General features: G+C 63.6%; 18 protein-coding genes. 9 read left to right on the forward strand and 9 right to left on the reverse strand.

Features of this window, described 5'->3' with window-relative positions:
- The first annotated feature begins 1 nt into the window (after window position 1).
- Window positions 2-931: a biotin-dependent carboxyltransferase family protein gene (locus tag C0456_RS07720; RefSeq protein WP_291050272.1), complete on the forward strand. Its 930-nt coding sequence runs from the start codon at window positions 2-4 to the stop codon at window positions 929-931.
- On the opposite strand, the gene C0456_RS07725 is transcribed toward C0456_RS07720, so the two are convergent.
- Window positions 928-1083: a hypothetical protein gene (locus C0456_RS07725; RefSeq protein ID WP_291050274.1), complete on the reverse strand. Its 156-nt coding sequence runs from the start codon at window positions 1081-1083 to the stop codon at window positions 928-930. The two genes, C0456_RS07720 and C0456_RS07725, sit on opposite strands and share 4 nt — an antisense overlap.
- Before the next feature lie 598 nt (window positions 1084-1681).
- On the opposite strand from C0456_RS07725, the gene C0456_RS07730 reads away from it, so the two are divergent.
- The 3 genes from C0456_RS07730 (at window position 1682) to C0456_RS07740 (ending at window position 6104) form a co-directional block, all read left to right on the forward strand.
- Window positions 1682-4018, forward strand: coding sequence for a TonB-dependent receptor (locus C0456_RS07730; RefSeq protein WP_291050276.1), 2337 nt, complete (start codon window positions 1682-1684; stop codon window positions 4016-4018).
- Between the two features lie 247 nt (window positions 4019-4265).
- Window positions 4266-4910 carry a TetR/AcrR family transcriptional regulator gene (locus C0456_RS07735; protein WP_291050278.1) on the forward strand — a complete coding sequence of 215 codons (645 nt, stop codon included), beginning with the start codon at window positions 4266-4268 and terminating at the stop codon, window positions 4908-4910.
- Window positions 4911-5003: 93 nt separating this feature from the next.
- Window positions 5004-6104, forward strand: coding sequence for an NAD(P)-dependent alcohol dehydrogenase (locus C0456_RS07740; RefSeq protein WP_291050280.1), 1101 nt, complete (start codon window positions 5004-5006; stop codon window positions 6102-6104).
- Here C0456_RS07740 and C0456_RS07745 read toward each other — a convergent pair.
- The 3 genes from C0456_RS07745 to C0456_RS07755 are packed head-to-tail and all read right to left on the reverse strand — an operon-like array spanning window position 6101 to window position 10133.
- Complete coding sequence (locus C0456_RS07745; RefSeq protein WP_291050282.1) at window positions 6101-7195, reverse strand: alpha-hydroxy acid oxidase; 1095 nt, start codon at window positions 7193-7195, stop codon at window positions 6101-6103. The two genes, C0456_RS07740 and C0456_RS07745, sit on opposite strands and share 4 nt — an antisense overlap.
- On the reverse strand, window positions 7192-7872 hold the full coding sequence (locus C0456_RS07750) for a Fe2+-dependent dioxygenase (protein ID WP_291050283.1): 681 nt from the start codon (window positions 7870-7872) through the stop codon (window positions 7192-7194). The genes C0456_RS07745 and C0456_RS07750 overlap by 4 nt, the downstream gene beginning before the upstream one ends.
- A gap of 11 nt (window positions 7873-7883) precedes the next feature.
- On the reverse strand, window positions 7884-10133 hold the full coding sequence (locus C0456_RS07755) for a catecholate siderophore receptor Fiu (protein WP_291050284.1): 2250 nt from the start codon (window positions 10131-10133) through the stop codon (window positions 7884-7886).
- Between the two features lie 578 nt (window positions 10134-10711).
- Here C0456_RS07755 and katG point away from each other — a divergent pair.
- Complete coding sequence (gene katG / locus C0456_RS07760) at window positions 10712-12886, forward strand: catalase/peroxidase HPI (RefSeq protein ID WP_291050287.1); 2175 nt, start codon at window positions 10712-10714, stop codon at window positions 12884-12886.
- 157 nt (window positions 12887-13043) lie between these two features.
- Here katG and C0456_RS07765 read toward each other — a convergent pair whose 3' ends face one another.
- Entirely contained in the window at window positions 13044-13616 is a 573-nt protein-coding gene (locus C0456_RS07765) for a TetR/AcrR family transcriptional regulator (RefSeq protein WP_291050289.1), read from the reverse strand.
- A 135-nt stretch (window positions 13617-13751) separates the two neighbouring features.
- Between C0456_RS07765 and C0456_RS07770 the strand changes: the two genes are divergently transcribed.
- The 4 genes from C0456_RS07770 to C0456_RS07785 all read left to right on the forward strand — a co-directional run bounded on the left by C0456_RS07770 (window position 13752) and on the right by C0456_RS07785 (window position 20421).
- Window positions 13752-14945 (forward strand): efflux RND transporter periplasmic adaptor subunit, encoded by a 1194-nt coding sequence (locus C0456_RS07770; RefSeq protein ID WP_291050290.1) that lies wholly within the window; start codon window positions 13752-13754, stop codon window positions 14943-14945.
- A 61-nt stretch (window positions 14946-15006) separates the two neighbouring features.
- Window positions 15007-18213, forward strand: coding sequence for an efflux RND transporter permease subunit (locus C0456_RS07775; RefSeq protein WP_291050292.1), 3207 nt, complete (start codon window positions 15007-15009; stop codon window positions 18211-18213).
- Window positions 18210-19613, forward strand: coding sequence for a TolC family protein (locus C0456_RS07780; RefSeq protein ID WP_291050294.1), 1404 nt, complete (start codon window positions 18210-18212; stop codon window positions 19611-19613). Before C0456_RS07775 ends, C0456_RS07780 begins: the two co-directional genes overlap by 4 nt.
- Before the next feature lie 415 nt (window positions 19614-20028).
- On the forward strand, window positions 20029-20421 hold the full coding sequence (locus C0456_RS07785; RefSeq protein ID WP_291050296.1) for a hypothetical protein: 393 nt from the start codon (window positions 20029-20031) through the stop codon (window positions 20419-20421).
- Window positions 20422-20636: 215 nt separating this feature from the next.
- Here C0456_RS07785 and ccoS read toward each other — a convergent pair whose 3' ends face one another.
- Genes ccoS through ccoG form a run of 4 tightly spaced genes read right to left on the reverse strand, consistent with a single transcriptional unit; the run spans window position 20637 to window position 24992 of the window.
- Window positions 20637-20807 carry a cbb3-type cytochrome oxidase assembly protein CcoS gene (ccoS, locus tag C0456_RS07790; protein ID WP_291050298.1) on the reverse strand — a complete coding sequence of 57 codons (171 nt, stop codon included), beginning with the start codon at window positions 20805-20807 and terminating at the stop codon, window positions 20637-20639.
- Window positions 20804-23023: a heavy metal translocating P-type ATPase gene (locus tag C0456_RS07795; RefSeq protein WP_291050300.1), complete on the reverse strand. Its 2220-nt coding sequence runs from the start codon at window positions 23021-23023 to the stop codon at window positions 20804-20806. Before C0456_RS07795 ends, ccoS begins: the two co-directional genes overlap by 4 nt.
- On the reverse strand, window positions 23020-23538 hold the full coding sequence (locus C0456_RS07800) for a FixH family protein (protein ID WP_291050302.1): 519 nt from the start codon (window positions 23536-23538) through the stop codon (window positions 23020-23022). The genes C0456_RS07795 and C0456_RS07800 overlap by 4 nt, the downstream gene beginning before the upstream one ends.
- Window positions 23538-24992 (reverse strand): cytochrome c oxidase accessory protein CcoG, encoded by a 1455-nt coding sequence (gene ccoG / locus C0456_RS07805; protein WP_367179230.1) that lies wholly within the window; start codon window positions 24990-24992, stop codon window positions 23538-23540. The genes C0456_RS07800 and ccoG overlap by 1 nt, the downstream gene beginning before the upstream one ends.
- Between the last annotated feature and the right edge of the window lies 1 nt (window position 24993).

A 24993-nucleotide genomic window follows, 5' to 3' on the forward strand; every position in this document is an offset into this window, starting at 1 on the left:
CATGGCGCTGACGGTCCTCAAGCCTGGCCCATTGGCCACCCTTCAGGGCAGCGCCCGCCAGGGCCTGCGCTATCAGGGCATCCCCGCCAGCGGCCCGGCTGATCCGCTCTCCATGGCGCTGGCCAACCGCCTTTGTGGCAACGCTTCGGAAGCCACCGCAATTGAAATCACCTTCGGCGGCGCAGCCTTCGAGTTTCATCAGGATACGGCATTTTCCTTCGCAGGCGCGGCGCTATCGGCTGCGCTGTCGGGCATGTCTGTGCCCGCCCATGAAGCCCTGGAAGCAAGGCGCGGTGATGTTCTGACGTTTGATCATCCACCTTCCGGGGTGCGGACATATCTTGCCATACCGGGCGGCTTTCGCGCCGAGACGATGTTCGGGAGCGCATCGACCTTTCTGCCTGCCGGGTTTGGCGGTTTTTCCGGCCGCGCGCTGCGGGCGGGTGATCAGATTGAAAGGGCAGGCGCAGCGAACAAGCCCCCGCCTCTCGCCACGCCTGCCCCCCTGCGGCCGCACATGGCGCGGGCCCACAGTCTGAGAGCGGTTCCCGGTCCGGACTTTGCGGCGCTGACGCCCGCTGTCTGGCGGGAAACCTTCCAGACAACCCACCGGATGGACCGCACGGGCCTCGAACTCGCCGGCAACTGGCCAAGGCCAGAAGGCGGCGGACATCGTCCGAGTGCGGCATTGTTTACCGGCGCCGTACAGCTGACACCGTCGGGAAACGCCTTTGTCCTGCTGCCGGACGCGCAGACAACCGGAGGCTATCTGCACGTCCTGCAGGTTATCCGGGCAGACCGGCATCTGCTTGGCCAGATCGCGCCGGGGGATCGCATCAGTTTTCTGAGCAGATCCACAGAAGACGCTTATCAGGATCTCCGGGCAAAAGCCGGATACATCGCAGAATGGCTGCCGGATTTCCGCTTCTAGGGCGGTGGTCCGTCTGTAGGCGAACCATCTGAACTATAGCAGCGGCCGTCCATTTCCCGCTCGCGCGCATGCGCGGCCACCCACCACGCACCCAGCACGAAGCCGAAACTCGTCCCGACCCAGAACATTACAAGAGAGATAAACCACGTCACAATCCACACCTCCTTGGTGATCCAAGGCTTAGGAAAATGATCTCCGATGAACTATCGCGCAGCGCCGTTTTCCAGCGCCTATCCCCAGATTGATGGCCGGGCCTGTGGAAAATCTGCTTATGTTCGCAGCGCGGAACCGTCAGTATACGTGGTTATCACAAATTAAGCAAGAATTGCGTTACAAATAAGTCATGACACGGAGGATGTATATTTCCCTCCTGTCGTGAATTTCGCGATGAAAGGCTCGAAAATGGGGGAGGGTGTGCCGCCATGAGACGATACGGATTGATCAATCCTCGTGGGGAGAGAACTGCCGCCGGATCGGTCGCCCAGCGCTTGGGTAGAGCTTCTGGCGAGGCGCGGCTTTCGGTGGCGTGTGTGAGAATTTCAGGGGTCCCTATCAGATAGACTCCGCCGGGAGAGCGGGCCTGCGTGCCGCTGGGGAAGGCGGTGGGCGCCCGCGAGTCCGGGCAGGTTGCCGTGGCTTCCTGCGGCGCGCGACCGGAACGGGTAGGCTCTTGACAGAAATAATAGATGGATGTCCAACAAACATTATATGGCCCAAGAGGCGATAAATAAGACATCCTGGGAGGATACATTGTCATTCAAACGTAACGTGCGGCTTCTGGCCGGTACGGCCCTTGTCTGGTGTGCGGCGCTCGAAGGCGCCTGGGCACAGGAAGCCACCACCCCCGCTGAGCCCGAAGCTGCCGAGCCTGCCGCGCAGGAAAATGATCGCCGCCTGTCCACCGTCACGGTGACCGCGCAACGCCGCGAAGAGAGCGTTCAGGACGTGCCGCTCGCCGTCACCGCTGTCACGGGCGAGCAGATGGCCGCCCTTCGCGTGGAGAATATCGAGAATATCAGCCTCGTTTCGCCCAGCATCACGTTCAGCAAGACCAACTCTCCGGCTGCTTCCTCCAACATCCAGATCCGCGGCATCGGTACGACCGGTCAGTCGCGCGTGTTTGAAGGCGCCGTGGGCGTGTTCATCGACGGCGTTTACAGAACGCGTTCCGGCCAGGCCCTGTCGAGCTTCCTTGACATGGATGGTCTGCAGGTTCTGCGCGGCCCCCAGGGCACGCTGTTCGGCAAGAACACGTCGGCTGGCGCCCTGCTGCTCAATTCGGCTGCGCCCAATCTTGATGAAGTCTCCGGCTTCGTCTCGGCCAGCTATGGCAACTATAATGCGTTCGACGTTTCGGGCGCTGTGAACATTCCTGTGTCGGACACGTTTGCGCTGCGCGTTGCGGCCAGCCATTCGGAGCAGGACGGTTTCCTTGAGAGCCCCGCTGGCAAGAGCGAGGGCGACCAGAATATGGACTCGTTCAAGATCAGCGCCCTGTGGGAGCCGACCGACTCCCTCTCGCTGAAGCTGATCGCGGACTATTCCAAGCAGGATGACGAAGTGGGCTATGCCACCGTCAACGTTGTGGATGGCCCGCTGACGCCGCTGATCAACGCGCTCACCCTGGCAAACGGCCTTGCCGTTCCGTCCAGCAACATCAAGGACTATCAGGCCAGCATCAATACGCCGACCTCCAACAAGGTCGAAGACAAGGGCATTGCGCTACTGGTGGATTGGGATGTCGGCCCCGGCACGCTGAAATCGGTCACTGCGCTGCGCGAGTATGACACCGTTCAGACCGCCGACGCAGACTTCACCGGCGCAGACATCCTGAACATCAACGAGCTATTCAATTCGCAGTTCTTCTCGCAGGAATTCACCTATGGCGGTGAACTCTCCGGCACGGTGAATGCCAACTATCTGTTCGGCGTCTTCTACTCCGATGAAGAACTGGACATGGGCCGCAACCTGTCGCACGGCACGCAGGCTCAGGCTTTCTGGAACACGCTTCTGGGCGCGCAGGGCGTGCCCTCGGCCATCATCAATGCGGCCCCTGGCGAATGGGCGCGCGAAGTGCTCATCGGCAAGGCTGAATCCCTCGCGCTCTTCACGCACTGGGATTTTGCCCTCACCGAGAAAGTCAACCTGATCACGGGCCTGCGGTACTCCGAAGACGACAAGACCGGTTCGTTCAACTACGATCTCTTCCGTGATCCGGTGTTCGATCCCTTCGCCATTGCCGGCTCCGGCCCTGGCCCGGAATATGCCCGCAAGTTCTCCGACGAGGCCATCTCCGGCACGCTCAGCCTGCAATACCGTCTGAACTCGGACGTTATGTATTACGCAAGCTACAACCGCGGCTACAAGGCCGGCGGCGTCAATGTCGATGCCAGCGGCGCCGGCGTTCCGGGCAGCTCGCTCAACCCGCTGGATACCGGCTCGTCAGCTGATCCGGTGTTCGCGCCCGAAACCATCGACGCCTATGAAATCGGCGCCAAGGTGGACTGGATGAACGGCGCAGCCCGTACCAACGTCGCGGTCTTCTATAACGACATTCAGGACCTTCAGGTGGCTCAGTTCCTCGGGCTGATCTTCACCATCCTGAACTCGCCGAAAGCGGAATCCTACGGCGCAGAGTTCGAGCATACCCAGGCGCTCAACGACTATCTGACCTGGAATGCGTCGGCCACCTGGCTGCCGGAAGCAAGCTATGGCGAAGATGCCGGCATCGGCGTTCTCTCCGGCCGCCGCTTCCCCAACGCCCCGGAACTCTCGGCAAACACCTCACTGAACCTGAACTATGAACTCTCCGGTGGCAAGGCGCTGACGGGACTCCTGCAGGTCCAGTATATGGGTGACCGGTACACCAACACCGCGTCAAACCTGAAGGAAGATGCGGTCACGTTGGTGAACGGCAATCTCGGGCTCACATTTGACTCCGGGCTTTCGGTCTCCGCCTTCATCCGCAATGCGTTCGATGAGCGCTATGTGATGCAGCACTTCAACACGCCGATCCAGGACACCGACCGGAACGGCTATGTCGCCGCGCCGCGTACCTTCGGTGTGGCCGTCCGCAAGACCTTCTGATCCCATTCCCTCTGCCGCGGCGGAAGAAACCGCTTTCGCCGCGGCCAACTTTATTACGCAGGCGCACAATGAGGCGCCTTGTTTCCTCCCCGAAACTGGCGCGCTGCACGCTTTGTGCAGCGCCGCATTTTCCAGCGGTCCTGTCATCCATTTGACAGGCTGTGGCAAACACGCATCAATGTTCCCGATGCGTACAAAAAATAAACGGGCAGCCCAAAAAAGCTGACCCTGAATCTCGGGGGAGATAATGAAACAGCACGAGCGCCGGCAGCAGTCGTCGGACAAACTCATCAATGCCTGCCTGGAGCTAGCCTCCGAGCAGGGCGTCTCAGCACTCACATTTGACAATATCGGTCTGCGGGCCGGATACAGCCGCAATCTGGCCTTCCAGAAGTTCGGGTCCAAGAGCGGCCTGCTGGAGGCGGTCATCAACCATCTGCACGAAGTAATGTCGGAACGCCGCCGCCGTCAGGATCTCGATTCTCTGGCGGGTCTGGACGCGCTGCTGCTCTATTGCGACGTGCATATCGCCGCGCTCGACAAGACGCCGGAGATGAAGGCCTATTTCATCCTGATGAGCGAGGCCATCGCGGCCATGTCCGACATGCGCGGGCAGTTCGTCGGCTCCCACCAGCGCTCGGCCACAGAGCTCATGCGCATCATCCGCCTCGGCCGCGAGGACGGGTCCATCCGCAAGGATGTGAATGTCGAAATGGCCGCGCGCCTCATCGGCACGCAGCTGATCGGCATTTCGTCGCAATATCTGATCGAGCCAAGCTTCAATCTGAAGAAGGCCCGCAAGGAACTTCACCAGATCATCCGCGCCGCCTATGGCACCGGCCAGGAAGCCGCTTCCTCGCGGAAATCCGCGGTGGCGGTGTCGGGCAGATAATTCCTCCGTTCACGGCAGGGAAAGCTGGCGCTCCGGTTGACGGTCATCCACCGCGCTTATAGCGTTGCGTGCAGCTAATCACCGGAGAGAAAGATGAAAACCCAGGCAGCGGTCGCCTATACCGGACAGCCCGGTTTCAAGTATGAAACCGTGGAGATTGAGGCGCCGCGCGCCGACGAGATTCTCGTCCGCGTGCTCGGTGTCGGCCTCTGCCATACCGATCTGGTGTTCAGTTCCGGCGCGGCGCCCTATCCCTTTCCGGCGGTGTTTGGCCATGAAGGCTCCGGCGTGGTCGAAGCGGTCGGCGCGGATGTGACCAAGGTGAAGGCCGGCGACAGCGTGCTCATCACCTTCCGCTCCTGCGGCGCGTGCGACCGGTGTGGCACGGGCGACGCTGCCTACTGCCGCACCATGCCGCTGCTGAACTATACCGGCCGGCGCACCGATGGCACCTCGGCGATCAGCAACGATGCCGGCCCGGTCTCGTCAAACTTCTTCGGCCAGTCCAGCTTTGCCGGCCATGCCATCACCTATGAGCGCAATGTGGTGAAGGTCGATCCGTCCCTCCCGGTGGAGATCATGGGCCCGCTCGGCTGCGGCATCCAGACCGGGGCCGGCGCCGTGATGCGCTCGCTCGCCGCGAAGAAGGGCTCAGCCTTCCTCGTCACTGGCGGCGGCTCGGTGGGCCTCAGCGCCGTGATGGGCGCGAAGATCCAGGGCTGCGCCATTATCATCCTGGTTGAGCCGATGGAGTCGCGCCGCCAGCTGGCGCTGGAACTCGGCGCAACGCATTGCATCGATCCCGCCGCCACAGCGGACGTGCCTGCGGCCGTGCGCGCAATTGCGCCGATGGGGGTGGACAATGCGCTGGATACGACCGGTATTCCGGCAGTTCAGGCGGCTGCGCTTGCCTGCCTTGGGTCGAAAGCCACCCTCGGCCTTGTCGGGGTCAGCGCGCCGGGCACGCCGATGCCGGGGGATGTGAATACCGTCATGACGTTCGGGCAGGCGGTGAAGGGCATCATCGAGGGCGATTCGGACCCTGATGAATTCATCCCGGAACTGATCGAACACTTCAAGGCAGGCCGCCTGCCGTTTGACAAGCTGGTGAAGAAATACCGCCTCAGCGAGATCAGCGAGGCCATCGCCGCCCAGCATCATGGCGAGTGCGTGAAGGCTGTCCTGATTCCCTAAGGGCGGTGCAGATCGGCCTGGCGGATGTCCGCCAGCGTCCGGCAGCCCATCAGCGCCATGGTGATTTCCAGCTCCTCGCGCAGCGTGCGCAGGAGGTGGGCGACGCCGAGGGCACCTGCCACGCTGAGCGCCCAGATATAGGGCCGCCCGATCATTACCGCGTCTGCGCCCAGCGCGATGGCCTTGAAGGCATCGCTGCCGCGCCGGATGCCGCTATCAAAAAGGATCGGCGCGGCTCCCTTCAGGCGCTGGGCAATCGCGGGCAGGGCGGTGATCGCGGCGGGCGCGCCATCGAGCACGCGGCCGCCATGATTGGACACCACCACGCCCGCCGCCCCGGCATCCATGGCGCGGGCGGCATCATCCGCCTGCAGAATACCCTTCACGAATACGGGCAGGTGGGTCAGCCGCGTCAGCCACTCTATATCGGCCCACCCCGGCGCGGCCCGCATCATGGCGTCAAACACGGGGCTTTCCCCGGGTTTCAGCGCGGGCGGCGGAGTCTCGGGCGGCAGGTTTGCCGCTACCATGCCGGGCGGCAGGGCAAAGCCCGCGCGCTGGGCCCGGTTGCGGATGCCGCCAATCGGCGCGTCCACCGTCACCAGCAGCGCGCGGCAGCCGGCCGCTTCGGCCCGGCGCACCAGTGCCTCGGTTTCCGCCCGCGTTGGCTGCATGTATAGCTGAAGCCAGACCGGTCCGCCTTGCCCGGCAATCGCCTCGACGGTTTCTGTCGCCATGCAGGAGACGGCAAAGGGCGCGTCCATCAGGCGGGCCGCCTGGGCACTTGCAAGCTCCCCCTGCGGATGAAACAGCTGCTGCCAGCCAACCGGCGCCAGAAGGAAGGGGTGTGACAGCGCCTCGCCTGCCAGCGTCAGGCGCGTATGCCCACCGGCCACATCGGCCAGCACGCGCGGCGTCATCATCAGGGCGTCCAGCGCCGCGCGATTGGCGCGCAGCGTGATCTCGTCGCCCGCCCCGCCGGCCAGATAGGCCCAGATGCACGGATCGAGAATTTTCTCCGCATACCGCTCATAATCGCCCGCGCTGACGATGTCGGGCGGGATCGCCGCAAGGGGGATGCCAGCGCTCATGCTTCTGCCCATTGGCGCACAAGATTGTGGTAATGGCCCGTCAGCGCCACCACTTCCGGCGCATCAGCGATCTTTCCCCGCAGGGAAAGGATGGTCATGTCCAGCTGGAACAGCATGCCCCGGCGGGCATCATCGCGCACCCGGCTCTGCGTCCAGAGGAAAGAGGCCAGCCGCGTGCCGCGCGTGACCGGCTCAACCCGGTGCAGGCTGGTGGAGGGGTAGAGGATGGCATCACCGGCGGGCAACTTCACCTCATGAACGCCATAAGTGTCCTCGACGATCAACTCGCCCCCATCATACGCATCAGGATCATTCAGAAAGACAGTAGTCGAAACATCCGTGCGTACACTGATGCCTGTGTAGGGGTCGGTATGGATCGCGCTGTCGACATGATTGCCGTAATGCCCGCCGCCTTCATAGCGGTTGAAGCGCGGCGTCAGCACGGTATGGGGCAGGGCGGCAGACTGGAACAGCGGATGGCGCAGCAGCGCCGCCTTCACCAGTTCGCCCATTGCCCTTGCTTCGGGGGCGTCGGCGGGCAGTTGCAGGTTCTGCTTCACGCGCGCTGCTTGCGCCCCGGCGGTGGCGGCGCCATCGCGCCAATCCGCCGCCGAAAGCGCGGTGCGGAGTATGGCCAGCTCCTGAGGGTTCAGGATTTCCGGAATATGCAGGAGCATGGCCGTTTTCCCTAGAAGCGGACGTTCAGCGCCAGGTAAGCCGAGAGCGGCTGACCGGGCGTCAGGCGCGCGCCGGAATTGTTCAGGGTCGCGATATAATCCTCGTCAAAGAGGTTATACACGTTGAGCTGAAGCGCCAGCCGCTCGCTGAACTCATACCGGGCCATCGCGTCCACCACCCAGGCTTCCGGGATCACCGGAACGTTCTGTGTGGAAAGATCCGTTCCGGGAACAACCACGCGTTTCTGTTCCCCCATATAGCGGGCGCCGCCGCCGAAGGTGAAGGCGGGCGTAAGGGCATAGGTGGTCCAGATCGTGGCGGAGATATCCGGCGACCAGCGGGCCGCGGCGCCCTGGCTGTTATTGCCCGTGGTGCCTTCGGTCACTTCGGTATCCATGGTCGTCAGGCCGGCGGAAATCTGCCAGTTCTGCGTCAGCTTGCCCACGGCAGAGAGCTCGATGCCTTCCACCTTGCGTTCGCCCAGCTGCTCATAGGTGTTCGATCCGGGATCGAGCACGGCCAGCTCGTCCTTGTTCGTGGTCGAATAATAGGCGGCCGCCACGGCAAGGTGTTCGCCGAAGAGTTCCCATTTCGTGCCGATTTCCAGATTCTCCGTCTCCTGAGGATCGAAAGCCGGGTTGTTGATGCTGGATTCCGAAGACGACAGCGAGAAGTTCGCTCCGCCCGGCGGGGTCAGCGAATTGCCATAGCTGATATAGACGCTGCCATTTTCCCGTGGCTTGTACAGCGCGCCGAGTTTCCAGCTCACGAGGCTGCCATCGGCGCTGATGGAGGTTGGCACCAGGGTGCCCACCGGCAGGGTGGGATGCGAGGTGGCGGTCGACACGGAAACCGCATCATAGTCGGTGTCGTAATTCTCCGCGCGCAGACCGGCGGTGAAGAACCATTTCTCGTCCAGCTTCACCGTGTCGAACAGGAAGGCAGCCAGCGTCATTGTGCTACCATCGGTTTCAGCGCCGGTGGCGTAGGGGATGGGCAGGCTGACATTCGCAGACGGATTATAGAGCGGCGCGGCCGGAATGGTCAGGCCCGTTGTCGAGAAGGTGCGTGCCTTCTGGTTTTCATAGAGCGCCTCGATGCCGGTCGAAAAATCATGCACCAGGCGGCCGGTATTGAAGCTGCCGGTGAGGATCGTCTGGTTGGCGAGGATTTCGTTTGTCTGGTCCACGCGCTGGCGCGAACGGGAAACCGTCCAGGTCGCCGGGTCAGAGGAGGGGGCAGACAGTGCGTTGATGCCCGTCAGCACACGGTCCATCTGCGTCTTGCCATAGCGGGACGTATTGGTCAGCGTCAGGCCGCCGCCAAGATCATGGATCACCTTGGCGGTGATCATATTGGCTTCCACATCTTCATAGTCGCTGCTGCTGCCATAGAAGTTTGACGGATCAACCGCTGCGCCGGCGCGCAGATCAGCATTCGCATTATAGAAGCCTTCCAGGCCGATGGAGGGAATGCCGCCATCGGGCACATTGTCCTGAACGATGTGCTGGCCGAACAGCTGGAATTCCGTGCCCGTGCCGATGCCGAAGGCGATGGAGGGCGCGATGCCGTATCCGGCATTCTTCACTTCGTTGCGGCCCGGCACGGGCATGTCCTGCACCATCACATTCAGGCGCACGCCCGTCGTCTCGCCGAGCATCTTGTTGGCGTCGCCCGTCACGCGCACGCCGCCTTCGCTGGTCGCCCCGGCATTGAGGGTTGTGAAATCGTCTGCCTCCGGTGTTTTGGAAACCTGGTTGATATAGCCAGAGGAGGCGCCCCGGCCGATGTCCGATCCGGCGGGTCCCTTGGCCACTTCAATCTGCTGGAGATTGAAGCTGTCGCGCGTCACCGCGCCCAGGTCGCGGATACCGTCCTGGAAGACCGAGCCTTGCGAGGAAAAGCCCCGCATCGAGAAGGTATCGCCCGAGGAGGTGTTGCCATTCTCGCCCAGCTGCATCGTGATGCCGGGCGTGTTGCGCAGCGCTTCCATGAGGCTGACCGCGCCCTGATCGGCGATGAGCTGGCCAGAGATCACAGTGATTGTCTGGGGCGTGTTGACCAGTTCCTGGGTCAGTTTCGGGGAGGAGACCCGCGGCACGATGTAGAGGCTTTCGCCTTCCACAACCACCGTCTCCTCACGCTTCTCCGGCTCGGTATTGCGGGCCTCGTCGGGGTCCGCATGGGCGGCAAGCGGGGCGCTCAGCGCGGCGATGAGGGCGAGGCTAGTAGTCAATCCATGTTTGCGACTGCGTATCATTATCGTCTCCAGAATGTGGGGGCGTCCGGGCGGCGCAGGTGCTTGCGCCAAGCGCGGACGGGGTTGGCTGTCAGAATGCCCGCGCGGGGGCGGGATTGGGCAGGCCATGAACGTGCCGGGGAGGTCCGGGTGTCCCATGCGGCCGCTTCGGGCCGCAGGCGGAAATGGGCAGAACCTCCCGAGAACGGCCATCGGGCCGGGTGAAAAACCTCTCCTCTTTCTTCTCTCGGGGGCGCAGGAGGCTGCTCCCTGCGTCGCGCAGCGGACTTCAGTTTCTCCAAATCACCCCGGTTCAGCGCCTAAGCTTATTGAGAATGATTTGCAACATGAATCTTGCAAATGCTTCACATTCTCGATTTATGTGCCCTTCAGGCAGCAGGACCGGCCTCTCAGAATGCCCCGGTGGCCGCAGATCCGGGCGCGATATGACAGAAACCGAGAGGTTCTCCGGCAGTTTCCCGTCATCTGAGGGTGCACCCAAAGGCTCCCTCTATAGGTCGCCCGCTAAAAATTGATTGGATCAATGGTTTCGCCTGGCGCACTCTCTCCGGATAAGTTCACACGCGAGGAGAGAAACAATGGACGGCAACGACCTGCCCCCCCAAGACAAATGCCCTGTCATGCATGGCGCCATCACGGTGGCCGGCAATTCCAACACGGCCTGGTGGCCGGAAACGCTGAACCTCGACATTCTCCACCAGCACGACACCAAGGTCAGCCCGCTCGGCAAGGACTTCAACTATCGCGAAGCGGTCAAGACGCTCGATTTTGAAGCCCTCAAGAAAGACATGCACGACCTGATGACCAACAGTCAGGACTGGTGGCCGGCAGACTATGGCCATTATGGCGGCCTGATGATCCGCCTCGCCTGGCATTCTGCCGGTTCCTACCGTCTGGCGGATGGCCGCGGTGGTGGCGGGTCCGGCAACATCCGCTTTGCGCCGCTCAACTCCTGGCCGGATAACGGCAACCTCGACAAGGCCCGCCGCCTGCTGTGGCCGATCAAGAAGAAATACGGCAACAAGATTTCCTGGGCTGACCTGATCCTGCTGTCGGGCACCATCGCCTATGAAAGCATGGGCCTGAAAACCTATGGCTTCTCCTTCGGCCGGGAAGACATCTGGGCACCGGAGAAAGACGTTTACTGGGGCGCAGAGAAGGAATGGCTCGCGCCGTCTGACTCGCGCTACGAAAACCTCGACGCGCCCGAGACGATGGAAAACCCGCTTGCCGCCGTGCAGATGGGTCTCATCTACGTCAACCCGGAAGGCGTCAACGGCAACTCCGACCCGCTGAAAACGGCGCTGCATGTCCGCGAAACCTTCGCCCGCATGGCCATGAATGACGAGGAAACCGCAGCCCTCACCTGCGGCGGCCACACCGTCGGCAAGGCCCATGGCAATGGCGACGCCAGCAAGCTCAGCCCGCCGCCCGAAGGCAACGACCTGGAAGCCCAGGGCTTCGGCTGGCTGAACCCGCATATGGACGGCAAGGCCACCAATGCCGTCACCTCCGGCATCGAAGGCGCCTGGACCACCCACCCGACGAAATGGGACATGGGCTATTTCAAGCTGCTGTTCGGATATGACTGGGAACTGACGAAATCGCCTGCCGGTGCCAGCCAGTGGCGCCCGGTCAACATCAAGGAAGAAGACATGCCGGTGGATCCGACCGATCCCACCAAGCGTGTCATGCCGATGATGACCGATGCCGACATGGCAATGAAGATGGACCCCACCTACAACGCCATCTGCCAGAAGTTCATGGCCGATGAAGCCTACTTCTCCGACTGCTTCGCGCGCGCCTGGTTCAAGCTGACCCACCGCGACCTTGGCCCCCGCGTCCGCTACATCGGCCCCGACGCGCCCAAGGAAGACCTGATCTGGCAAGACCCGGTTCCTGCCGGCAACAGCTCCTATGATGTGGGCGCCGTCAAGGCGAAGATCGAAGCCTCGGGCCTGTCGATCTCCGAGATGGTTTCCACCGCCTGGGACAGCGCCCGCACCTTCCGCGGCTCTGACCTGCGCGGCGGCGCCAACGGCGCGCGCATCCGCCTTGCCCCGCAGAAGGATTGGGAAGGCAATGAGCCCGCCCGCCTTCAGAAGGTGCTTTCGGTGCTTGAGCCGATCGCCAAGGAAACCGGCGCCAGCGTGGCGGACGTGATCGTCCTTGCCGGGAATGTCGGTATCGAGAAGGCCATCAAGGCGGCCGGTCTCAATGTCGCCGTTCCCTTCGTGCCGGGCCGGGGCGACGCCACGGCAGAGCAGACCGATGCGGCCTCCTTCTCCGTGCTGGAGCCCATCGCTGATGGCTTCCGCAACTGGGTGAAGAAGGAATATGCCGTGAAGCCGGAAGAGCTGCTGCTCGACCGCGCCCAGCTCCTCGGCCTCACCGGCCCGGAGATGACGGTTCTCCTCGGCGGCCTGCGTGTCCTCGGCGCCAACCATGGCGGCACCAAGCATGGTGTGTTCACGGATAAGGTCGGTGTGCTGACGAACGACTTCTTCGTCCACCTCACCGACATGGGCTATCGCTGGGTGCCGAAAGGCAAGAATGCGTATGACATCGTGGACCGGAAGTCCGGCGCCGTGAAGTTCACCGCAACCCGCGCAGACCTGGTGTTCGGCTCGAACTCCGTCCTGCGCGCCTATGCCGAAGTCTACGCTCAGGACGACGCCAAGGAGAAGTTCGTGAAGGACTTCGTGGCCGCCTGGACCAAGGTGATGAACGCAGACCGCTTCGATCTGCACTGATCGGTCAGCGGATTAAAAACGAAGAAGGGCGGCTCGCAAGGGCCGCCCTTTTTTCTTGCCGTTGACGGAGGGCGGGTTGAGCGCAGCGATACCCGCCATCCACGCTCTCACCGGTAACGCCGCCCGGCCGCGCCGCCAGCCCCTCAAACGGGGGAGGTCAGAGCGGCTTTACCGCCAGGCGGATGATCTCGGTGAACCGCTGTTTCATTTTCTCGCGCAGCTCAGGATCATCCGTCAGCTTGCCGGAAATATGCTGACTGATCGACATCCCGAGCAGGATGGAGCCGAAAAGCTGCGAGCGCTCCTTGGCATGTTCCCCGCCGATCACCACCGCAAAGGGCTCGTGAAACCGGTCGTCGATGGAAGCGCGCACAATCGGGCCGGCAATCGGGGAATTGCCCGAATGCAGCATGACGAGGATGTCCTCCATCGGCTTTCCGTCATCGTCCGGGTCGAACATCAGCTCGCCCACCCGCTCGGGCAGGCCTTCCAGCTCATTACCGATTACGTCCACGCCGCGCTCGCCCGAATTCATCACGGCGGCAAACAGCTCTTCCTTTGATCCGAAATAGCGTGACACCAGCGCCGCATCCGCCCCGGCCAGGGAGGCGATCTCGCGGATGCCGACATTCTCGTAACTGTCCCGCGCAAACAGGGTTCGCGCCGCGCAGAGGATGGCGTTTTTCGTGCTGGCGGCGTCCCGGCGCCGGATTGGCTGACTACATTTCATACGTTTTCCTACCCCATAAAAATTAATTTGTCATCACCTGTTGACTTATGCTTCCCGCGACGTCACATGCGGTCAACAGCTGATGACTTACAGGCGTTGCTCCACCGGTTCGCCTTGTTTATGAAGGAAAAATGAATGCGTTCGCGCCATTTTGCAACCGTTTCCGTGCTGGCAACGGCACTTGTCGTGGGGGCATGCAGCGCGCCCCAGGCACAGCAACAAGGCGGTCCTCCCCCGCCTCAGGTTGATGTCGCTGTCCCCCTCTCTTCCCAGGTTGCGGACTGGAACGGCTATACCGGCCGTTTCGAGTCCGTGGAACGCGTAGATGTACGTGCCCGCGTCAGCGGATATGTCAAATCGGTCGCGTTTGAAGATGGCGCCCGCGTCAAGGCAGGGGACCTGTTGTTCACCCTGGACGACCGTCCGTTCCGCGCGACGCTCGCCCAGGCTGAAGCGCAGCTTGCCCAGGCCAGGGCCCAGCTCGGCCAGGCCCAGTCTGATCTGGAACGCTCCGAGAAGCTCGCTGAATCCGGCGCCGTGTCGGTTGAGGAGCTTGAGCGCAACCGCACCAGCCTCGCCAGCGCGCAGGCCACTGTTGCGGCCGCCGAAGCCGGTGTCGAGGCCGCCCGCCTCGATCTCAGCTTCACCCGCGTCACCGCGCCGATCGATGGCCGTGTCTCGGCCCGCAATGTTGACCCCGGCAACCTCGTCGCCGGCGGCAACTCGGCCGGGGACATCCTCACCACCATCGTCCGCGACGAAGAACTCTACTTCACCTTCAACGTCTCCGAAGCCGACTATCTGCGCTACATGCGCACCGAACAGGCCGAAGGCGCCGTCAAGGCAGAGGCCCGCCTGCAGGATGAAGCCACCTTCACGCGTCCCGGCGAAGTCATCTTTGCGGATAACCGCATGGGCGACACCACCGGCTCGATCCGCGTCCGCGCGCTGGTCGAGAATGAAGACGGTCTGATCCGCCCCGGTATGACCGGCGAAGTGCGCATCAACGGCTCGGCGCCCTATGCCGCGCTGATGGTGCCGCAGGGCGCCGTCCAGACTGACGGCACCCGCCGCACGCTGTTCCTGGTCAATGAACGCAATGAGGTCGAGGTCGTCCCGGTCCAGCTTGGTCCGCTCAGCGGCAACATGCAGGTCATCACCGGCGGCATCGAGGCGAGCGACCGCGTGATCGTCAACGGCCTGCTGCGTGCCCGTCCGGGCGCAACGGTGAACCCCGTTTCGGTCCAGCTTGACTATGAAACGGCTGCCGAAGGCCCCGTCACGGTTCAGAGCCGTCCCGCCATGACGGCCCGCCGCATCACAAACTGACACGCGGCGGCCCGCCAGCTGCCAGCCCATTCCATTCTCTTCCTCCCAGAGAGACGAACCCATGCGCCTGTCCCATTTTTTCATCAAGCGGCCCATTTTTGCGGCTGTTATCTCGGTCGTGATCACCCTGCTCGGCGCATTCGCGTTCCCGCGTCTCCCGCTTGCTCAGTATCCTGAAATTGCCCCGCCCACCGTGGTCGTCAGCGCGTCCTATCCCGGCGCGTCCGCCGAAGACGTGGCCAACCAGGTCGCCGCCCCGCTGGAGCAGGAAATCAACGGTGTGGAGGGCATGATCTACATGACCTCCTCTTCCACAGCCGATGGTGTGGTCAGCCTGACGATCACCTTCGAGCCGGGAACCGATCTTGATACCGCCCAGGTCCAGGTGCAGAACCGGGTGTCGCGCGCAGAGCCGCGCCTGCCCGAACAGGTGCGCCAGACCGGCGTTTCGGTGAACCAGCAATCCTCCGGCTTCCTCCTGCTCGTGGCGCTCACCTCGCCGGGCAGCCAGCTTGATCAGGATTATGTGGCCAACTACGCCGCTTCCACCATCAAGGACCGTCTGCTGCGGATCAACGGGGTTGGCGGCGTCGAAGTGTTCGGGGGCGGCAACTATTCCATGCGCGTCTGGATCAATCCGGAACGCGCCGCCGCGCTGAACCTCACCTCCAGCGACATCGTCGCCGCCCTCCGTGCCCAGAACATCCAGGCCGCCGGCGGCACGCTCGGCCAGCCGCCCTTTGCAAAGACGGGGGCGCCCGAATTCCAGATCCCGGTTCAGGTCCGCGGCCGTCTGATCGAGCCGGACGAGTTCGGGGATGTCGTCATCCGCCGCGATGCAGACGGCTCCGTCGTGCGCCTGCGGGATGTCGCCCGTGTCGATATCGGCGCGGAAACCTATCTGATGCGCTCCTATTTCGATGGCCAGCCCGGCCTTGGCCTTGCCGTCACCCAGCTTCCCGGCTCCAACGCTCTGGATACGGCAGAGCAGGTGCTGGCCGAGATGGAACTTGCCCGCCAGGAATTCCCCGAAGGCCTGGAATACTCGATCCCCTACAATCCGACAGAGTTCGTTGAGGCCTCGGTGTCGGCGGTGGAACATGCGCTCGTCGAAGCCGTGTTCCTGGTGATGATCGTCATCCTCGTCTTCCTGCAGACATGGCGCGCGGCCCTCATCCCGATCCTGGCGATCCCGGTCTCCATCATCGGCGTGTTCGCCGTGCAGCTCGCGCTGGGCTATTCGATCAACTCTCTGTCGCTGTTCGCCCTCGTGCTCGCGGTCGGTATCGTCGTCGATGACGCCATCGTCGTGGTGGAGAATGTCGAGCGCTCGATCCGGGACGGCAAGAGCCCGATGCAGGCGGCCCTCTCCTCGATGGACGAGGTCGGCGGCGCGCTGATAGCCATGAACCTTGTGCTGGTGTCGGTGTTCGTACCCACCCTGTTCATGGGCGGCATTCCCGGCATCTTCTACGAACAGTTCGCCGTCGCCATCGCTTCGGCTGCGGTCATCTCCCTGGTGGTGTCGCTCACCCTGTCGCCCGCCCTCTGCGCGCTGCTGCTGAAGCCGCACGAGGAACACGGCCACAGGAAGGGCAACCCCATCCTCGCCCCGCTGCGCTTTGCCGGCAACGCCTTCAACAGCGGCTTTGACTGGCTGTCGAATGCCTACGGGTCGCTGGTCGCCAAACTCGTCCGTATGCTGGTGATCGTGATGATCGTCTATGCAGCGCTCCTGGCCACCACCGGCTGGCGCCTGTCGGCCACGCCCACCGGCTTCATTCCGGAGCAGGATCAGGGCTTCCTGATCGGCGTTGTCCAGCTTCCCGCCGGCGCCTCGCTTGAGCGCACTGACATCGTGATGACGCGCATCGTCGAGGAACTCCGCGCTACCGAAGGCGTCCAGGGCGTCGCCGCCATGGTCGGCATGGATGGCTCCAGCTTCTCCTCGGCCTCCAATGCGGGCACGATGTTCATCCGCCTGGCAGACTTTGAAGAACGCAAGGGCCGCGAAGATCTCTCCGCCGTGGCCATCTCCCACCGCCTGACCGGCCATTTCATGGCAGCCCTTCCTGAAGGCAACGCCTTCATCATCGCCCCGCCGGCTGTGCAGGGCATGGGGCAGGGCGGCGGTTTCAAGATGATGATCCAGGACCGCGCCGGTGTCGGCACCGCCGCCCTCCAGCAGGCCACCTATGCCATGATGGGCGCCGCTGCGCAGGACCCGCGCGTCACCAGCGTCTACACCACCTTCGACACCAACTCGCCCACCGTGCGGGTGGAGGTGGACCGCGACCGCGCCCAGCTCCTCGGCGTCGAACCGGCCGATGTCTACGCCACCCTCGGCACCAATCTCGGCTCCACCTATGTGAACGACTTCAACTTCGTCGGGCGCACATTCCGCGTCACCGCCCAGGCAGATGCTCCGTTCCGTGAAACGGCCGCCAGTATCGGCCAGTTCCAGGTGCGCTCGTCCACCGGTGAGATGGTGCCGATCTCGGCTGTGGCCAAAATCATCGACGGCTCCGGCCCGGTCCGCATGGTGCGCCACAACATCTTCCCGGCCATCGAGCTCAACGGCCAGACCCCGGCGGGCGTCTCCACCGGCGAATCCCTGAAAGCGATGGAAGAGATCGCCGCCCAGGTCCTGCCCGAAGGCGTCAGCTATGAGTGGACCGAGATGGCCTATCAGGAGAAAGCCGCCGGCAGTTCCATTCTGATGGTCTTCGGCATGGCGGTCATCTTCGTCTTCCTCGTCCTGGCGGCGCAGTATGAATCCTTCACCCTGCCATTCGCGGTGATCTTCATCGTCCCGATGTGTATCCTCGCGGCCACCATCGGCATCAACATCGCCGGCATGGCCAATGACATTCTCGCCCAGGTCGGTCTCATCGTCCTTGTCGCGCTGGCGGCCAAGAACGCGATCCTTCTGGTCGAGTTTGCCAAGCAGCAGGAAGAAAACCATGGCGTCACCCCGCGGGAAGCCGCCGTCTCCGGCTCCCGGATGCGCCTGCGCCCGATCCTGATGACGTCCTTCGCCTTCATCTTCGGGGTGATGCCGCTGGCATTCGCCACCGGGGCAGGGGCCGAGATGCGCCAGTCGATCGGTATCACCGTGTTCTCCGGCATGATCGGGGTCACGCTGTTCGGCCTGATCTTCACCCCGGCCTTCTATGTCATTGGCCGGATGATCTCGAAACTGCTCCCCGGCTCAAACCGCAGCCATGACGATCACACTCCCACGCCGGTCGAAGGAGGCCAGGCATGACCCATTTCAAACTCACCGCCTTCACCACCGTTGCCGCCCTCGCCCTTACGGCCTGCGCCACGGCGCCTGCCGCCCCAGACAGCACGGTCACCCCGCGCGTCGAAGGCACGCTGATCTCGGCAGAGACTGCCGGTGTCGCCGATGCGGCCGTGCCGAAAGACTGGTGGCGCCTCTACAACAGCCCGGAACTGGACAGCCTCGTCCAGACCGCGCTCGCCAACAACCGCACCCTGGCCGGCGCGGCGGCAAATCTGGAACAGGTCCGCGCAGGTCTCACCGAGGCCCGCTCCGCCCTCCTGCCGTCCACCACCGCCACCGCCAGTGGTCAGTATACGCGCGATCCGAGCTTTGCGCCCGGCGATGTGGAAACCGATGTCTATTCCCTCGGTTTCCAGACCAGTTATGAGGTCGACATCTTCGGCCGGGTCGCCGCCAGCATTGATGCCGCCCGCCAGGATGCCGCCGCTGCCGAAGCCGCCTATCAGGCCGCCTCGCTGATGGTCGCCGGTGAAACCGCCCGCGCCTGGATCGATTATTGCTCGGGCAATATCCAGCTTGAAACCGCCGAGTCGAATTACCGCCTGCAGGAAGAGACCCTCGGTCTCACCCGCACGCTGTTCGATGCCGGCCGCGGCATCCGCCTGGATGTCGTGCAGGCCGAGGCCGCGCTCCGCCGCGCCGAAGCCGACATTCCGTCCGTGCGCGCAGCACGTGACGCCGCCTTGTTCCGCCTGGCCCGCCTGACTGGCCAGACCCCGCGCGAGATGAGTCAAGCGGTCCCCGCATGCGAGAGCATGCCGCAGCTCGTCTCGCTTCTCCCCACCGGGGAAAGCGCAGCCCTCCTTGCGCGCCGTCCGGATGTGCGCCAGGCGGAACTTCAGCTTGCCGGCGCGGCTGCCCGTGTGGGCATCGCCACGGCAAATCTCTACCCCTCGGTCAGTATCGGCGGCTCGGTCAGCACCGCCTCGCTGGGCGGCACGGGCGACCTCTTCAAGGAAGACGGCCTCAGCTTCGGCATCGGCCCGCTGATCAGCTGGAACTTCCCGAACGTCGCCGCCTCCCGCGCCCGGCTGAAATCGGCAGAGGCCGGCGTTGACATCGCCCTCGCCAATTTCGACGAGACCTTCCTCACGGCGCTGGAAGAGGCCGAAGTCGCCCTCACCAACTACGCCGCCGAGAAAGAGCGCTACGCTGCCCTCGAAGCTTCCGCTGCCGCCGCCGAAGAGGCCGCCGAACTTGCCCGCACCCGCTACCGGGCCGGCTCGGCCAACTTCCTCAGCGTCCTCGACGCAGAGCGCACCTTCATCGAAACCCGCACCTCGCTCGTCCAGTCCGAAGCGGCAAGGGCCAGCGCCGAGATCAACGTCTTCATGGCCATGGGTGGCGGCTGGGCTGACTAGCTCTGGCTCCACCAGCGGCCCAGCACGGCGCGGGATGGCACCAGCTGTCCCGCGCCGTGTCCTTTTGTGTCCGGATTTGTCCGGATTTGTCCAAATCTGTCCCTGGAGCGCCGTTGGAGTTTTTTGGAGTCCCGTTGGAGTTTTCCGGAAAAACCTCCAACGGCATTTCAAGCGGATAGCGCCCCCACCCCAGCCCTCCCCGCCAGCGGGGAGGGGGCAAGTCACTCTTCACCGAAACCGTCCCTCTCCCCAAACGCAACAGGTCCCCTCCCCACGGAGGTGGGGAGGGATAGGGTGGGGCCCCTCTCCGCAAAAACGAAGCCTATCCAACAAATTTCCCCCCAAACCTGCAGCAAACACGCAGAAAAAACTTTCTTTTCCCACCCCCTCCGGGAACGGAGCTATACTCCTCCCCATGTCACCCCAGATCGCCGCCCGTCTTTATGCTCACGTATTGCCAGTCTTCTGGCCATACCTCTGGCTGCAGCTGCGCTGGATCTTCAAACGTCAGGACAAGGAACTCAGAACCCTCCTGATCTCGGTCTCCAAATGGGGCCACGTCCATATCGTCCAGGTCGGCGACCATTGGAGGGCTTACAAGAAACCCAAGGCGGTGAAACCGAGCTGGGACGATCCCGTCTGGGAATCGAACATCTCCCCAAACCTCGTTGGAGTTTTTCTGGAAGAGTCCAAAACCCTTCTGGCTGCCAATTCCTCAACCCCCAACACGGGTATCCTCCCCTGCGAAGCGGGGGAGGTGGACGCGAAGCGGACGGAGGGGGGAGCCCCACACCCCGACACCTCCTAGCCGCGAGCAGCTCCACCCCCACCCTCCCCATTGTCATGGGGAGGGGGCAAGTCGCGCCCTGGGGAAAAGTCGCCCTCCGCTGAAACCTCCCCTCACCCCACAAAGCAACAGGTCCCCTCCCCCAGACATGGGGGAGGGCTAGGGTGGGGCACCTCTCAATAAAAAAGCAACACCGGCCGCGCCCCCCCGCGCGTTCCGGCCCTCCGTGCTGGGCGCTACTCCACCTGCTTGCGATCGGGAAGCGGTTCGTCCGGTGAAATCAGGATGCGCGCTGCCGCGCCATCAGGATCATCAAACTGGCCCGACCGGACCGCCCAGAGAAAGCCGGCAAGGCCCATGGCGCCCATCATCAGGGCGATCGGGATCAGGAATACAAGGCCGCTCATGCCTGTTTCTCCGTGTTCAGAGTAAGCCGCAATGCGTTGAGGCAGACGATAATGGAAGACCCCGACATGGCAATGGCCGCCACCAGCGGGGTCGCATGGCCCAGGATGGCAATCGGCACCGCCACCACATTGTAGACAGCCGCAAAGCCGAAATTCTGCAGCATCACCGCCTTGGCCGCCCGCGCGGTTTTCACCAGGCCGGGCAGGGGCGAAAGGCCGCCGGAATAGACCGTATCAGAGGCTGACTGGCTCACATCCAGCGCGCCGCCGGGCGCCGCCGACGCATGGGCGAGCGCCAGCGCCCCGGCATCATTCAGGCCATCGCCGATCATCAGCACTTTCCGGCCTTCGGCCTGTAGCGCCTCCAGCCGGGCCACCTTGTCCTGCGGGCTCGCGCTCGCCGTCCACTGATCAATGCCAAGGCTGCGGGAAACTTCCGCCACCGCTTCTGCCCGGTCGCCGGAGACGATTTCCATCGTCATCCCCATCGCCCGCAATTTCGCCAGCGTGCCGGCGGCATTCGCCTGGATGTCGTCCTCAAAGCGCAGTTCCACCGGCCTTTCCTGCCCGCGCGCAAAGAACAGCGTGGCGCCGGTATGGCCGGTTGCCTTCGCGCCGGTCCATTCGGCCGAGCCAAGCCGGCAGGCAATTCCGTTCACCTCGCCTTCCAGGCCAAGGCCGGGGCGTTCCTTCACGTCTTTCGCCAGGGGGCCGGGGCCGGCAGCGGCGGTGAGCGCGCGCGACAGCGGATGCCGGCTTGCCCGCGCCAGCTGCGCAGCCTCCGCCAGAAGCTCGGTACTGATCTGCGTGGAAACCAGGCGCGGCGTGCCAAGCGTCAGCGTGCCGGTCTTGTCGAAGATGATGTGGTCGCAGGCGGCAATCCGTTCCAGCGCGTCGCCGGATTTGAGATACGCCCCGCCCTTGAACAGGCGCCCGGCCGCCACAACCTGCACCACGGGCGCGGCCAGCGCCAGCGCGCAGGGGCAGGTGATGATCAGCGTAGAGACGGCAATCAGGATCGCCTCGCGCAGGCCGCTGCCGCCCACCAGCCACCAGCCCAGAAAGGTCAGGAGCGCGGTGGAATGCACCACCGGCACATAGAGGGAGACGGCCTTGTCGGCGATCTGGCGATAGGTGGAGCGTTTCTGCTCGCCCGCCGTCAGCATCTGGCTGATCTCGGAGAGCAGCGAGTCGGCCGCTGCCGCCGTTGCCCGCCCGGTCAGCGGTTGGGAAAGGTTGATCGAGCCGGCCATCAGCTTCATGCCCGCCCCGGTCCAGCGCGGCAGGCTCTCGCCGGTGACGAGGCTCTCGTCCACCTCGGACTCGCCGCCCTCGATCACCATGTCCACCACGGCCCGCTCGCCGGGCGCCAGAAGGATGCGGTCGCCAGGCTTCACCTCTTCGGAGCGGATCGATTGGGGCGTTCCGTCTGCGGAAATCCGCGTCACCGTCCGGCTCGCCAGCGCGGCCAGATCCCGCGCGGCCGACCAGGCCCGGCGGCGCACGCGCGCATCCAGGAACCGCCCGATCAGCAGGAAGAACAGCAACATGCACGCGGCATCAAAATACGCATGCTCCCCGCCCCGGATCGTTTCGGCCACGCTGACGGAGAAAGCCAGGATCAGCGCCAGGGAAATCGGCACATCCATATTGGTGCGCTTCTTCTTCAGCACGTTCCAGGCGGACTTGAAGAAAGGCCGCCCCGAATAGATAAGTGTCGGCAGGGCGATCACGCCTGAAAGCGCATGCAGGCCCTGGCGGGTCGCCTCCCCCATCTCACCATGCCCGCCCCAGACCGAGACCGACAGCAGCATGATGTTGGCGGTCGCAAATCCGGCCACGCCCATGGCGAGCAGAAGCGACTGCTCCTCCTTCTTGTGGGCATCATCATCCGTGCTCGTATCGAGCGGCGCAACGCCATATCCGAGGCGGCTGACCGCTTCGCTTATCCGCCGGGGTTCCAGGGTGCCGGACCATGCAATGTCCAGCTTCCCATTGGAAAGGTTCAGCCTTGCGCTCTCAACCCCCGGCAACGCCGTCACCGCCCCCTCGATGCGCGAGAGGCAGCCGCCACATTTCGCCCCGCGCACGGTCAGCGACAGGCGGCTCTGCTTGCCCACCTTGCGCACGAAGGCGGCGGGGTCGGAAGCATCCGAGCCGCTCGGCGGCGCCAGTCCGCTGGGGCATCCGTTGGCGTCGAGGGGCAGGTCGGTCATGGCACGATGATTTCCCGGCTGGCGCGGAATTCGTAGCCGTCCGTTTCCGGATCGACATCGGCCGAAATGTTGACGCTCCAGGCGCCGGCATGCAGGTCGCCAAGTTCAGCCACATACTCGCCGCCGCCAGCGGGGGTGAGGGTGATCACGCGGTCGAACGCCCGGTCGCTGGGATGGCGCAGCTGTGCCTGCGTGCCGAACACGGGCAGGGCAGTGCCCTCGCGCGTCAGCAGGCGGGCGGTCAGGAGAAAGCCCTGATTGGTGCCGCTGAGGCCGATTTCGGCATTCCAGCCGGCCTCTTCCTGATGTGCCCGGCGGGCAAGTTCCCGGTTATAGTCAAGGCCGGTGAGATAGGACTTTTCAACATCCTCGCCGGGGAAGCTCGTGATTGCGGCCCAGAGGAAGATGCCGTTCACGACAAACATGAAGCCGAAGAAACCGAGGAACCAGAGCAGGGCATGCCAGCCCTTCATCTTGCCTTTGCCGGAGTTCTCGAGTGACAGGGAAGCAGCCATTATTGGTCTCCTGTTGTAAAGGGGGCGTCAGCCTCGGCGATTTCGCCGGTGAGGACATCCTTGATCTGTACCGTGAGGGTTGTCCGGCGGGGCAGGCTTTCCGGGGATGCTGTCACCAGCAGCCGGTAGCGGGCCACGCCATGCGCGTCTGTGGTCACCTGCAGCGTGCCGCCATCCGGCGCCGAGCCGAGACCGATGATCTCGAAATCTGCTTCCGGCAGGCCTTCCACGGAAATATCAACGGCGCGCACATCGGTGGACTTGTTGACGAGTTTCAGCGTGTATCCGTTGCGGATGCGGCCATCCGACAGGCGGATGAAGGGCGGGGAACGGTCTTTCAGAACGTTGAACTCATAAGTGGATTTGGAGGTGTAGCCCCACACCATCAGCAGGCTGATGGCGGTAATCAGGATGGCATAGAGCACCGTGCGCGTGCGCAGCAGCTTGTAGCGCGGCTTTTCTCCGCAGGCGCGGGCGGCCACGGCCGCATCGGTGTCATAGGCGATCAGCCCCGTCGGGCGATCGACCTTCTTCATGATGTCGTCGCAGGCATCGATGCAGAGCGCGCAATGGATACACTCAAGCTGGGCGCCGTCGCGGATGTCGATGCCCATCGGGCAGACCTGGATGCACTGCTTGCAGTCAATACAGTCGCCCCGGCCTTCCCAGCTCTGGTCTTTCCGGTGGGGCCCGCGCGGTTCGCCGCGATCATAGCGATAGGTGACGTTGAGGGCGTGTTCGTCGGTCAGGGCGCCCTGAATACGCGGCCAGGGGCAGAGATAAGTGCAGACCTGTTCCCGCATCGTGCCGGCCAGGGCATAGGTGGTGAAGGTCAGGATGCCGGCGAAGAAATAGGCCGTGAGCGGTGCTTCGCCCGTGAAGAAGGTGCGCGCAATGGTCGGCGCGTCGTGCCAGTAGAGGATAAAGGCGCCGCCCGTGAGAAAGGCAATCAGCAGCCAGACGAGATGCTTGCCGGTCTTGCGCCAGGCCTTGTTGAAGCTCATCGGCTGGTGATCGAGCCGCATGCGGGCGGCGCGGTCGCCTTCAAAGGCGCGCTCCACCCAGATGTAAAGGTCAGTCCACACCGTTTGCGGGCAGGTATAGCCACACCAGACGCGGCCGAAGAGAGAGGTGACCAGGAACAGGGCCAACGCCGCCAGGATCAGCAGGCCGCCGAGATAATAGATTTCCTGCGGCCAGATTTCGAGGAAGAAGAAATAGAACTTCTCCCCCGAAAAATCTGCCAGAACGGCCTGATCGGGGATGCCCTCACCGCGCGGCCACCGGATCCAGGGGATCAGGTAGTAGATGCCGAGCGTGACCGCCATCACAAGCCATTTGAACGAACGGAACTTGCCGTGCGCCAGCTTGGGATAGATCTGGTTGCGCTTTTCATAAAGCGAGGGGGGATGCTCCGGCTTTTGCCCCGGAGCATCCCTTCCGCCCGCCTTGATG

Source organism: Hyphomonas sp. (genome assembly GCF_013823385.1).
Taxonomy (GTDB): domain Bacteria; phylum Pseudomonadota; class Alphaproteobacteria; order Caulobacterales; family Hyphomonadaceae; genus Hyphomonas.

Excerpts from the sequence above, each read along its gene's own strand:
- katG (WP_291050287.1), top strand. The coding sequence starts at position 10,712 with ATGGACGGCAACGACCTGCCCCCCCAAGACAAATGCCCTGTCATGCAT.
- C0456_RS07745 (WP_291050282.1), bottom strand. The coding sequence starts at position 7,195 with ATGAGCGCTGGCATCCCCCTTGCGGCGATCCCGCCCGACATCGTCAGC.
- C0456_RS07750 (WP_291050283.1), bottom strand. The coding sequence starts at position 7,872 with ATGCTCCTGCATATTCCGGAAATCCTGAACCCTCAGGAGCTGGCCATA.
- C0456_RS07785 (WP_291050296.1), top strand. The coding sequence starts at position 20,029 with ATGTCACCCCAGATCGCCGCCCGTCTTTATGCTCACGTATTGCCAGTC.
- C0456_RS07755 (WP_291050284.1), bottom strand. The coding sequence starts at position 10,133 with ATGATACGCAGTCGCAAACATGGATTGACTACTAGCCTCGCCCTCATC.
- C0456_RS07720 (WP_291050272.1), top strand. The coding sequence starts at position 2 with ATGGCGCTGACGGTCCTCAAGCCTGGCCCATTGGCCACCCTTCAGGGC.
- ccoS (WP_291050298.1), bottom strand. The coding sequence starts at position 20,807 with ATGAGCGGCCTTGTATTCCTGATCCCGATCGCCCTGATGATGGGCGCC.
- C0456_RS07735 (WP_291050278.1), top strand. The coding sequence starts at position 4,266 with ATGAAACAGCACGAGCGCCGGCAGCAGTCGTCGGACAAACTCATCAAT.
- C0456_RS07770 (WP_291050290.1), top strand. The coding sequence starts at position 13,752 with ATGCGTTCGCGCCATTTTGCAACCGTTTCCGTGCTGGCAACGGCACTT.
- C0456_RS07740 (WP_291050280.1), top strand. The coding sequence starts at position 5,004 with ATGAAAACCCAGGCAGCGGTCGCCTATACCGGACAGCCCGGTTTCAAG.
- C0456_RS07765 (WP_291050289.1), bottom strand. The coding sequence starts at position 13,616 with ATGAAATGTAGTCAGCCAATCCGGCGCCGGGACGCCGCCAGCACGAAA.
- C0456_RS07775 (WP_291050292.1), top strand. The coding sequence starts at position 15,007 with ATGCGCCTGTCCCATTTTTTCATCAAGCGGCCCATTTTTGCGGCTGTT.
- C0456_RS07795 (WP_291050300.1), bottom strand. The coding sequence starts at position 23,023 with ATGACCGACCTGCCCCTCGACGCCAACGGATGCCCCAGCGGACTGGCG.
- C0456_RS07780 (WP_291050294.1), top strand. The coding sequence starts at position 18,210 with ATGACCCATTTCAAACTCACCGCCTTCACCACCGTTGCCGCCCTCGCC.
- C0456_RS07800 (WP_291050302.1), bottom strand. The coding sequence starts at position 23,538 with ATGGCTGCTTCCCTGTCACTCGAGAACTCCGGCAAAGGCAAGATGAAG.